Annotated in this window: 9 protein-coding genes; 1 reads left to right on the top strand and 8 read right to left on the bottom strand. The window is 62.9% G+C overall.

Annotated features, from left to right (window positions below; translation table 11 throughout):
- Positions 1-41: 41 nt before the first annotated feature.
- The 7 genes from gmk to fabD all read right to left on the bottom strand — a co-directional run bounded on the left by gmk (position 42) and on the right by fabD (position 6688).
- Positions 42-698 (bottom strand): guanylate kinase, encoded by a 657-nt coding sequence (gene gmk, locus FJ979_RS29325; RefSeq protein WP_140494448.1) that lies wholly within the window; start codon positions 696-698, stop codon positions 42-44.
- 3 nt (positions 699-701) lie between these two features.
- On the bottom strand, positions 702-1592 hold the full coding sequence (locus FJ979_RS29320; RefSeq protein WP_140584448.1) for a YicC/YloC family endoribonuclease: 891 nt from the start codon (positions 1590-1592) through the stop codon (positions 702-704).
- A 170-nt stretch (positions 1593-1762) separates the two neighbouring features.
- Complete coding sequence (mltG, locus tag FJ979_RS29315; protein WP_140494453.1) at positions 1763-2971, bottom strand: endolytic transglycosylase MltG; 1209 nt, start codon at positions 2969-2971, stop codon at positions 1763-1765.
- A gap of 102 nt (positions 2972-3073) precedes the next feature.
- A complete protein-coding gene (gene fabF / locus FJ979_RS29310) occupies positions 3074-4336 on the bottom strand; it encodes a beta-ketoacyl-ACP synthase II (RefSeq protein WP_140494455.1) in 1263 nt (420 codons plus the stop codon).
- Positions 4337-4370: 34 nt separating this feature from the next.
- A complete protein-coding gene (locus FJ979_RS29305) occupies positions 4371-4607 on the bottom strand; it encodes an acyl carrier protein (protein ID WP_006203723.1) in 237 nt (78 codons plus the stop codon).
- 269 nt (positions 4608-4876) lie between these two features.
- A complete protein-coding gene (gene fabG / locus FJ979_RS29300; protein ID WP_140494457.1) occupies positions 4877-5614 on the bottom strand; it encodes a 3-oxoacyl-[acyl-carrier-protein] reductase in 738 nt (245 codons plus the stop codon).
- Between the two features lie 132 nt (positions 5615-5746).
- Positions 5747-6688, bottom strand: coding sequence for an ACP S-malonyltransferase (fabD, locus tag FJ979_RS29295; protein ID WP_140584447.1), 942 nt, complete (start codon positions 6686-6688; stop codon positions 5747-5749).
- Positions 6689-6964: 276 nt separating this feature from the next.
- On the opposite strand from fabD, the gene FJ979_RS29290 reads away from it, so the two are divergent.
- Positions 6965-8893: an LTA synthase family protein gene (locus tag FJ979_RS29290; RefSeq protein WP_224646406.1), complete on the top strand. Its 1929-nt coding sequence runs from the start codon at positions 6965-6967 to the stop codon at positions 8891-8893.
- Positions 8894-8938: 45 nt separating this feature from the next.
- Here FJ979_RS29290 and FJ979_RS29285 read toward each other — a convergent pair whose 3' ends face one another.
- The gene (locus FJ979_RS29285; RefSeq protein ID WP_140584446.1) at positions 8939-10648 is read right to left on the bottom strand and encodes a pilus assembly protein; all 1710 of its coding nucleotides are present in this window, start codon (positions 10646-10648) and stop codon (positions 8939-8941) included.
- Positions 10649-10931 lie beyond the last annotated feature (283 nt).

Below are 10931 nucleotides of genomic sequence, written 5' to 3'. Positions count from 1 at the left end.
TCGGCTTGTCCGCCGGCCCATCTTCGTGGGCAAAGGAAAGGCTAGCTCGTCTTCTCGTCCAAAAGTCCCGAGACGAAGTCGAACAAGCCGGGCCGACGATCGCGCCGCAACCGCTCGGCGACAACGATGCCGCGCACTTCGGCGAAGGCGCGATCGAGATCATCGTTGACGATGACGAAATCATACTCCTTCCAGTGCTCGATCTCGTTGCGCGCGTTCTTCAGCCGCGTCTCGATCACCGCTTCCTGGTCCTCGGCGCGGCGCTTCAGCCTTGCCTTCAACTCCTTCATCGACGGCGGCAGGATGAAGATCGAGACAATGTCGGCGCGCATCTTTTCCTTGAGCTGCTGGGCACCTTGCCAATCGATGTCGAACAGCATGTCGCGCCCTTGAGCCAGCGCAAGTTCCGCCGGCTCGCGCGGTGTCGCGTAGCAATTGCCATGCACCTCCGCCCATTCGAGCAGGGCGTCGGAATCGCGCAGCCGCTCGAACTCGCGCATGGTGCGGAAATGATAGTGAACGCCTTCGATCTCCGAGCCGCGGCGAGGCCTGGTGGTGACGGAGACCGACAATTCGAGGCTGGAATCGCTTTCCAGAAGGTTGCGCGCAATCGTCGACTTGCCCGCGCCCGACGGCGACGACAGCACGAGCATCAGGCCCCGGCGGCGAATGCGGGACCCTAAATCCCTGGCGACCATCGGCTACTCCAGATTCTGGACCTGTTCACGGAACTGATCGACCACGGCCTTCAGTTCCAGTCCAATGGCGGTGACCGCGGCAGCGTTCGACTTTGAGCACAGCGTATTCGATTCGCGGTTAAATTCCTGTGCCAGAAAATCGAGCTTGCGTCCGATGGCGCCGCCGCCGGAAAGCAACGCACGACCGGACGTCACATGCGTCTTCAAGCGGTCGATCTCCTCGCGAATATCGGCCTTGGTGGCGAGGAAGGCGGCTTCCTGGTGCAAGCGGCCGACATCGAGGTTGGCCGAAGCATCCATCAAGAGCCGCACCTGTTCGGCGAGGCGCTCGCGGATGGCCGCCGGTTCGCGCGACGGATCCGCTTCAGCGCCCAGCGTCAGCGCCTCGATGGCGTCGATGTGGCCCAGCAGAAGCGTGCGAAGTGCCGCGCCCTCACCCTGGCGGGACCGCTCCAGCCCCTCCAGCGCCACCTCGAGTGCCGCCATGACGGCGTTGTCGAGCGCCGTGCGCACATCCTCGGTTTCGGTGGTCTCGGGAATATCGAGCACGCCGCGCAGCGACAACAATCCGTCGGCGGTCGCAGGAGCAACACCAAATTGTTCCTCGATCCGCTTGGCGAGCCCGGCCAGGTCCTTGAGGAAGGCCTCGTTGACAACGGGCTGGGACTGCATTCCGGCGGCGCGCGTGATGGTCAGCGTCGCCTGAAAATTGCCGCGCGCGAAACGTTTCTGAAGCGTCTGCCTGATGGCCGGCTCCAGCCGCTCGAAGCCCTGCGGCAGCCGCAGCCGCACCTCGACGCTCTTGCCGTTGACGGATTTGACCTCCCAGGCAATCGAGGTGCCGTCATGCTCGGCGACAGCACGCGCAAACCCGGTCATGCTCTGCAAATTCATGGTGCCTGCATACCCCCTGGCGCGTACTACGGATACTGCTTGATCCGGCCTCGCGCACCTTCAGAAAGCCGAAATGCCCGCCTGCCAATCGGCTTACGAGGCGCCCCGATAAATCCAAACGCTCCTGTCTTCAACCGATAGCGTGGACGAGCTGGAAAAACCGTGCGCCGCTACTGGGCCGCCCCCGCGTCGCCGTCAATGGGCGCGTCGGTCTGCCCCTCCACCTTGGCATCAGCCTTGGCCGCGTCGTCGACTTGCTTCTTCTGCTGGGCTCGATAGCGCGCAACGTTCTCATTGTGCTCGTTAAGCGTGGCGGCGAAGACGTGTCCGCCAGTGCCGTCGGCAACGAAATAGAGGTCGTCGGTCTTTGATGGATTGGCTACCGCCTCCAGCGCCGCGCGGCCGGGATTGGCGATAGGCGTCGGCGGCAGGCCGTTGATCACATAGGTGTTGTAGGGCGTCGGCTTCTGGATGTCCGACTGATAGATCGGCCGGTCGGCGGGTTTGCCCTTGCCGCCGAACAGACCGTAGATGATGGTCGGATCGGATTGCAGGCGCATGCCCTTGGCCAGCCGGTTCAGGAAGACCGCGGCGACGCGCGAGCGCTCATCGCCCTTGCCTGTTTCCTTCTCGACTATCGAGGCCAGCGTGACGAACTCGTCAATACTGGCGAGCGGCAGGTCGGCGGCGCGCCGCTGCCAGACCTCCTCGACCAGCTTCTTCTGGTCGGCCAGCAGCTTGTCGATCATCTGCTGGCGCGTGGCGCCGCGCGTGAAGCGCAGCGTATCGGTGGCGAGACTGCCCTCTGGAGGCACGGTGGCCGGCATGTCGCCGCTCAAGGCGGGCTCGCCTGCGATGCGCGCCAGCGCCTGCTCGACTGTCAGCCCTTCGGGAATGGTCAGCGAGTACATGACCGACTTGCCGCTCTTCAGCAATTCCATGATGTCGCGCATGGACGCCCGGGGCTTGATCTCGTATTCGCCGGCCTTCAGCGCCGAATCATTGCCGAAGGCCCTAACGCCAAGACGGAATATGCGGGCGTCGCTGATCAGGCCGCGCCGCTCGAGCTGGTCGGCGATATCCTGGACGCCGGTGTTCGGCTTGACCAGGAAGGTGTCGCCATTGGCCGATGGGCCGGGCTCGGTGAATTCCTGCTTGCCGAAGTAAAGCGCGATACCCGCCGCCAGAACCATCAGCATCACCAAGGAGATGACGAAGTTCATGAACACGACGACCTGACTGCGCGAAGCACGCGAGCGCTTCGGCGGTGGCGTGCCGGCCTCCGGCCGCAAGGCTTCGGCGGCTGTCTTCGGTACGATCGGCCCCGATGTCGCCTGCCCTTGCCCGAACTCTCCGTTGCCGGCCGGATTTGTGTTCATTTCGCCCTACCGTTTGATCTCTCAACGAATCCCCTGCGGCAGAGTAGGGGCGAATATGGCAAAATTGACGACACGCCGAAGCGCCGTCCGGCAGGCGGACGGTCAGCCATTGTAGCGCTGGAAGACCAGTGAAGCGTTGGTGCCGCCGAAGCCGAAGGAATTGGACAACGCCACGTCGATCTGGCGGGCACGCGGCTTGTTCGGCACCAGGTCGATCGCGGTCTCACGCTCCGGATTGTCAAGGTTGATGGTCGCCGGCGCGATGTTGTCGCGGATGGCGAGGATCGAGAAGATCGCTTCGGCAGCCCCTGCCGCGCCGAGGAGATGGCCGATCGACGACTTGGTCGACGACATCGAAATCTTCGATGCGGCATTGCCGACCAGCCGCTCGACCGCGCCGAGCTCGATCGTGTCGGCCATGGTCGAAGTGCCGTGCGCGTTGATGTAATCGACATCGGCGGGCGTCAGCTTTGCCCGGTTCAACGCCGCCGTCATGCAACGGAATGCGCCGTCGCCATCTTCAGCCGGTGCGGTGATGTGATAGGCGTCGCCGGTCAGGCCGTAGCCGGTCACTTCCGCATAGATCTTCGCGCCGCGCGCCTTGGCATGCTCGAGTTCCTCAAGCACGACGACGCCGGCGCCCTCGCCCATGACGAAGCCGTCGCGATCGCGGTCATAGGGCCGCGAAGCCGTTTGCGGCGCGTCGTTGCGCTCGGTCGACAGCGCACGGCAGGCAGCGAAGCCAGCGATCGACAGTCGCGTCACCGGCGCTTCGGCGCCGCCGGCGACCATGACGTCGGCATCGCCCCAGATGATCAGCCGGGCTGCGTCGCCGATCGCATGCGCGCCGGTCGAGCAAGCGGTGACGACGGCATGGTTGGGGCCTTTCAGCCCATGCCGGATCGAAACCTGGCCGGAGACGAGATTGATGATCTGGCCGGGGATGAAGAAGGGGCTGATGCGGCGTGGGCCGCGCTCCTTCAGGATCATCGCGTTCTCGGCGATGCCTTCGATGCCGCCAATGCCCGAACCGATCAGAACGCCGGTGGCGCACTGCTCGGCATGGGTCTTCGGCTGCCAGCCGGAATCCTTCAGTGCCTCGTCGGCGGCTGCGATCCCGTACAGGATGAAGTCGCCGATCTTGCGCAGTTCCTTCGGCTCGAGCACCGCCTCGGGATTGAAGGTGGCGTTGCTGCCGTCACCACGCGGAACGACATGGGCGATCTTGCAGGCAAGATCCTCCACCTCGAACTCGGTGATGCGCTTGGCGGCGCTGCGGCCGGTCAGAAGTTCCTTCCAGCTGTGCTCGAAGCCCATGCCGAACGGCGACAGCAATCCAAGGCCCGTGACGACGACACGCCTCATCGCAGGTCCTCCCCGGTGATGACTGCGGAAAGCGTCAGGCCGAAGCCTTGTCGATGTACTTCACGGCATCGCCCACCGTCAGGATGGTTTCAGCCGCGTCATCGGGGATCTCGACGCCGAATTCTTCTTCAAACGCCATGACGAGTTCGACCGTGTCGAGACTGTCGGCGCCCAGATCGTCGATGAAGCTCGCCTGCTCCGTCACCTTGTCGGCATCGACGCCCAGGTGCTCGATGACAATCTTCTTGACGCGCTCTGCGGTGTCACTCATTTGGGGCATCCTCGTCTTTTGGTTGTCTGTCTTCGTTAGCGGGCGGAATGCCGCTAATCAAGCTGAAAGATGGTCCCGCCGGAAACGCAATGGCCGCAGACCGGTTTTTGCCCGAACCGCCGGGTTGCGGGCCGCATTACACGAAAAATCGTGGGCGTCCAAGCCGAAATGGTCGCTTTTCACAGCCCGCCCAGGCGTTGCCTGTCGCCGTCTCAAAGCCACCGCGAATGCCCGGGCCCGGCCCGAAATGCATGCTTTGGCCGACCCGATCAGATCATCGCCATGCCGCCGTTCACATGGATGGTTTGGCCGGTGACGTAGCCGGCCTCGTTGGAGGCAAGATAAGCGACGGCGGACGCCACTTCGGCGCTGGTGCCCATGCGGCGCGTCGGGATAGCGGCCATGATCGCCTCCTTCTGCTTGTCGTTGAGCTTGTCGGTCATCGCCGATTCGATGAAGCCCGGGGCGACACAGTTGACGGTTATGCTGCGGGTGGCGATCTCCTGCGCCAGCGATTTGGAAAAGCCGATCATGCCGGCCTTGGAGGCGCAGTAGTTGGTCTGGCCGGGATTGCCGGTGACGCCGACCACCGAGGTAATGTTGATGATGCGGCCGTGGCGACGGCGCATCATCGGATGGGTCAGCTCACGCGTCAGCCTGAACACGGCCGTCAGATTGACTTCGAGCACGCTGTCCCAGTCGGCGTCCGACATCCGCACGAACAGCCCGTCCTTGGTGATGCCGGCATTGTTGACTAGGATGTCGACGCCCTCGAGATCGGCCTCCGCTTTCTGGCCGAGCGCCTTGACCTCGTCGCGGTTCGACAGGTCGGCCGGAAACAGCTTCACCCGGTCGCCCAGGTCGGCGGCCAGCGCCTCCAGTCTCTCGACGCGCGTGCCGTGCAGGCCGACGATGGCGCCTTGCGCATGCAGCACCCTGGCGATCGCCTCGCCGATGCCTCCCGACGCGCCGGTGACAAGTGCCTTGCGGCCGGTCAGTTCGAACATGTGTTTTCCTCTTTGGTTTCGGAAGCTCAGCGAGCAACCTTATCTGTATACGTCTCGCGGGTATCCGATTGCCATCACCAACGGAATATCTTCAGCGATACAAGCCGCGCCATCAAATTCACACGCGGCGCCTCACCCGAGCGCCGCCAGTGCGGTTTCGACCTCGGCCGCGGAACCGACCGATGCCGTGGCGAATTCGCGGTTGATGCGCCGGGCCAGCCCTGAAAGCACTTTTCCCGCGCCGACTTCATAGAGCGTGGTGACGCCGTTCGCGCCGAACCACTCCACCGTCTCGCGCCAGCGCACGCGGCCGATCACCTGTTCGAACAGACGGCGCGCAATGATTTCGGGATCGCTGGTCGGAGTGACCGTGACATTGGAGACGAGCGGCACGACAGGCGCGTTCTTGGTTACCCCGGCCAGCGCCTCGCGCATGATCTCGGCGGCGGGCGCCATCAGCGCCGAATGGAAGGGCGCGGAGACCTGCAGCATCAGCGCTCGCTTGGCGCCTTTTTCCGTGCACAGTTTGGCAGCCAGTTCGACCGCTGCCTTGGCGCCGGAAATCACCAGCTGGCCACCGCCATTGTCGTTGGCGATCTGGCAGACCGATCCTTTGGCAGCCTCGGCGCAGGCGGCTTCGACATCGGCCTGCTCCAGTCCGATGATCGCCGCCATGGCGCCTTCGCCGGCGGGCACCGCCGCTTGCATGGCATTGCCGCGGATGCGCAGCAGCCTGGCGGCATCGGCAACCGAGACGAAGCCGGCGGCGGCAAGCGCCGAATATTCGCCCAGCGAATGGCCAGCGACGTAGGTAATCTTGTCCTTCAGCGAGAAGCCGCGCGCTTCCAAGGCCCTGATCGCGGCCAGCGATACGGCCATCAGCGCCGGCTGCGCGTTGGCGGTGAGCGTCAGCGTCTCTTCCGGCCCTTCCCAGATCAGCTTCGACAGGTTTTCGCCGAGCGCGTCGTCGACTTCGCTAAAAACCCTACGCGCCTCGGGGAAGGCATCGGCGAGGTCCTTGCCCATGCCGACAGCCTGGCTGCCTTGTCCCGGAAAGGTGAATGCAACGGCCATGTGTGGGCTCCCAAAGCTCGGTTCTGCTTGCCTGATACACGAATTTTCCTGCCTGTGACGCAACGCGGCCTGCCAAGTCAAGCCCGGTTCGACCCGGCCCCTTGGCAGCTTTGCCGGCCGAGTGCCTGTTCCAAAAGGCTTTTTGGCGATCACTCCTGATGAAAACCGCTCACGAATCGTTTGCTGGCTCTTCTTATTTCCGCCACAGGCGCTAGCTTTGCGTGACAATTCCATGACAATCGAGTGACGGGTCTGTCGCTGGGTGGGGAAGTTAAAGTGGCTAGGATTTCGAAAGGCGCAGGCAAAGCCGCGCCACAGTTTCTGGAAGACGATCCTTCCACCGGCTACCTGCCGGGACGGAAGTGGCCGACCATACGCTATGGGCTGACCAGCCTGCTGATCGCGGCCGTCCTGGTGTTCGCCATCGAATTGATCGTGCGCGGCGACTTCGCCGGCACGGTTTCCTTCTTCCTGCAGCCGCTCAAGCCGGGCTGGACCACGATCGTGGTGTTCGCACTGGTTCTGGTCGGCCTCGATGCCGTTTTCGGCCGCAGCTATCAAAGCCTGATGATCGTCGCGCCGCTGACGCTCTCGCTGGCTTTCATCGGTCACCAGAAATCACATTATCTCGGCGATCCCCTCTACCCGACCGATTTCCTCTACTCCCGCCAGATCGTGGCGCTGCTGCCGCTTCTGGTGCGTGACCGTCCGATGACTGCCCTTGCCATGATTGTCGGCATCGTCGCCGGCCTGTCGCTGCTCATCTATGGCTGGCGGGTCTGGCGTCGAAAAGTGCCCATACTCAGCCGCAAGGGCCGTCTCGCCCGGCTGACGCTGGCCGTGCCGCTGCTCGCCTTCTTCGTCTCGATCATGGACTATGCCACCTTCTCCTGGACCCGGGACCGGCTGCAGATCATCCCGATTATGTGGGACCAGAAGGAAAATTACGCCTCCAACGGCTTTGCGCTCGCCTTCGCGCTGAACGTGCCGATGGCGCATGTCTCGGCGCCGCCAGGCTATTCGGAAAAGGCGATCGCGGCCATCGACAGGCCGCAGGTGACCGCCTCGGTGCCCCAGGAAAAGCCCGACATCATCGTCGTCATGAGCGAATCCTTCTGGGATCCGACCAAGCTGCCCGGGGTCACCATCACGCCCGATCCGATCCCCAACGTGCGGGCGCTGCGTTCGGGCTCCATGTTCTCACCCGAATTCGGCGGCATGACCGCCAATATCGAGTTCGAGGCACTGACCGGCTTCTCCAACGCCTTCCTGCCGGCCGGCAGCATCCCCTACCAGCAATATGTGCGCACGCCGACGCCGTCGCTGGCGACCTTCCTGAAGAGGGAGGGCTACAGGGCGCGCGCCATCCATCCGGGCACCAACTGGTTCTGGAACCGCGGCGCGGTCTATGCCGATTTCGGCTTCGACGACTTCAGATCGGAAGAGACGTTGCCGCCGATGCAAAAGCGCGGGCCGCTGGCATCCGACGCGGCGATGACGGACGAGATCATCAGCGAGGCCGATGCCAGCGATGCCCCGGTGTTCTTCTTTGCCGTCAGCCTGCAGAACCACGGCCCTTACGAGCCGAACCGCTACTACAACCCGACCCACACCGTGCAGGCGCCGATCAGCCAATGGGCGCGTGAATCGCTGCTGAGTTACACCGAGGGCTCGGCCGACGCGGACCGCGGTCTCGAACGCCTGATCGAATGGGCAAAGAAACGCTCTCGCCCCACCGTCATCGCCTTCTTCGGCGACCATCTGCCGCCGCTTGGGCCGGTCTATGTAGAGACCGGGTTCATGAAGGACAATGTCGCGCCGCGCAAGGAGGCTTCCGCCGAGGCGGCGCTGGAGCATCATCAGACGCCACTGGTCATCTGGTCGAACCGCACAGGCCCTGCCAAGGACATGGGCGCCGTCAGCCCCGCCTTCCTGCCCTATCACATCCTGAAAACGGCCGGCATCACCCACCCCTACTATACCGGCTTCCTGGGCGAGATGCGCGAACGCTACCGCGTGGTCGACCGCAATCTGCTGCTGACGCCGGCGGGAGAAGCCACGCCCGATTGGGCGCGGCAAAAGCAGATCGACCCGGCGATCCGCGACTTCCGGCTGCTGCAATACGACATGATGTTCGGCAAACGCCACGCGGCGCCCGACTTCTTCCCCGAAACGGTGGACAAGGTCGTCGCCCATATGAGCTGAAATTCGCGGCATCCTTCCAGGATGCCGCCCAGCGGGGTCGAGCGTTCAATTCGTCAGTTGCAATTTCGAGAATTTGTTGGCGATCTGCTGGAACACGTTCGGCAATTTGTTTGGATCGTTGACGGCGTAGTAGTCGCTGGGATCCGAGGCGCAGGCGCTGTAGAGCGTGCGGTTGGCGGCGGTGTCGGATTGCAGCACCATCGTGTAGATTTCGGCGCCCTGCTTCTTCAGCTGCGTGCAGACGCTTTTGGTCCATCCGTCGACATTGCGCGCGGCGGTCGTCTGATTGTCCGATCCAAGCCGACCGGCAGCGCCATAGGCTGAGCCCGCGAGAAAACCATAGGACGTATAGTCGGACTTGGTCGTCTCGTTGCTGGCGCCGTAGACGACATTCTCGCCGTCGGTGAGCAACATGACGATCTTGCTCACCCCAGGCGTCTTCCAAGGCGTCCCCTCGGCATATGGCGCACTCGGCGACAACACTCGCTGGCCCCAGGCCAGGCCCTCGGAAACATTGGTGCCGGACCCCGCCCATGCAAGCATCTTGGCGGCCTCGTTGCGAAGTTTTGTAAAGTCTTCGGTCAAGGGGACGATTGGCGAGGGACAGGACCGGTTTGGCCCCACCGTCAATTGCAAGGCGTTTGGATCGTTTGTGACCGCGGTGGCAATGGCGGTGTTCTGCGGCGCCACATATTTGGCGACTGTTTCAAGATCACCCCGCAAAAGCCCGGCAGCACTTCCAAGCAAGCCGCTCAGATCTATTCCGAGAATATTCAGTCCGCCATTCCGAGCAAGTTTGGCCTCGTCGGGGGCGTCGTCGATAAAGGAATTGTTGTAGTGATAGGCATCGTTTGAATAGCCGCTGGAAGGTCTCGTCCCCTTTCCCGGACTGTCCGGCGCGAAATAAGGCACGAACAGAGTGTCAGGGTAACGTGGATCAGGCGGCGTATCGGCGATATTAAGGACACCAGGCCGCGCCTCGACGCAGCCTTTCCAACCCGTATCCTCCCCCTTGCCGTCCTTCCACCCCGTCAATTTGGCGGCAGAGGCCGGATCTTTCATCAACTGCCTGAACAGCGCCATATGATTGGGACGCTTGTCGTTGATGACGGGGAAATTGATTCCATTGGTGGATGACTTGCCGTCCATGTCGATCCAGGACGGGTCGAACCCGTCGCCGTTGACATTGACAGCCGTGACGAAGGGGACCAGCGCCACGCGGACCTTGCGCGTCGGTGATTGCGCCGCTTCCAGATATTTGAGCAGATTGTCCGTCGCTGTCTTGAGGGCAGCAATTTTGGCGCCGGCCATCGAGCCGGTGTTGTCCAGAACCAGCACGACTTCGAGCTGGTTGTTCGATTCGACCGCCGAGGCATCGACCACGATGTGCCTGCTCTCACCGAGCAGAAAGGCGAAGTTCAAATCGACGTCAGCCGAGGCGACGGCCTTCGTCTTGACGAAGTTGACGCCCCTGTCGACCGTCAACGTGGCCTGCGCATTTGTGAGTTCGCCATGTCCGGCTACGTTGGCCTGGAAATAGCGGTTGAAGGCGTCGGTGCGGGTGATGTCCAGATCGCCGAGATGCGAGGAGGCGAGATTTGCCGCGTCGAGCGCATTCTGCAGGTTGCTCTTGGCCCGCATGATGGTAGAGACATCGGCTGCGAAGGCCACCGCCGACAGGATGGCCGGCAAGCCGATCCCGAGCAAAAGCGCGAAGTTGCCGCTTTTCGAGCGCCAGAATTTCTTGAGAAGCATCCTTACCCCCGGAAATGCCTAGCCCGTTGCTGACAGCGGGATGCCGCTTTTTGCGCCAGACATGATGAATCGGCGGTTGATGCCGGGGCCGCAACCCCATACAACCTGTCATGGTGGTTAAGGCCTGGTTTCCGGGAACCACGGAGTCCTGTTTCCGCACATGCCGGTTTTTCCGGCCCTGCGACATCCGGGATTGCCGCTTGCTCTGTCGGTAGCTAATCAAGTTGTCCGGTTTGGTAGCACATGATCTGTCCGCTTCTGTTTTGGCGTCGAAGCGGTTCAC

The organism is Mesorhizobium sp. B1-1-6 (genome assembly GCF_006443035.1).
GTDB lineage: Bacteria > Pseudomonadota > Alphaproteobacteria > Rhizobiales > Rhizobiaceae > Mesorhizobium.
The sequence above is the reverse complement of the archived record's forward strand: the minus strand, read 5'-3'. Positions and strand labels throughout refer to the sequence as shown.

Coding starts and splice junctions, on each gene's coding strand:
- FJ979_RS29320 (WP_140584448.1), bottom strand. CDS start 1,592: ATGAATTTGCAGAGCATGACCGGGTTTGCGCGTGCTGTCGCCGAGCAT.
- fabG (WP_140494457.1), bottom strand. CDS start 5,614: ATGTTCGAACTGACCGGCCGCAAGGCACTTGTCACCGGCGCGTCGGGA.
- fabF (WP_140494455.1), bottom strand. CDS start 4,336: ATGAGGCGTGTCGTCGTCACGGGCCTTGGATTGCTGTCGCCGTTCGGC.
- gmk (WP_140494448.1), bottom strand. CDS start 698: ATGGTCGCCAGGGATTTAGGGTCCCGCATTCGCCGCCGGGGCCTGATG.
- mltG (WP_140494453.1), bottom strand. CDS start 2,971: ATGAACACAAATCCGGCCGGCAACGGAGAGTTCGGGCAAGGGCAGGCG.
- FJ979_RS29305 (WP_006203723.1), bottom strand. CDS start 4,607: ATGAGTGACACCGCAGAGCGCGTCAAGAAGATTGTCATCGAGCACCTG.
- FJ979_RS29285 (WP_140584446.1), bottom strand. CDS start 10,648: ATGCTTCTCAAGAAATTCTGGCGCTCGAAAAGCGGCAACTTCGCGCTT.
- fabD (WP_140584447.1), bottom strand. CDS start 6,688: ATGGCCGTTGCATTCACCTTTCCGGGACAAGGCAGCCAGGCTGTCGGC.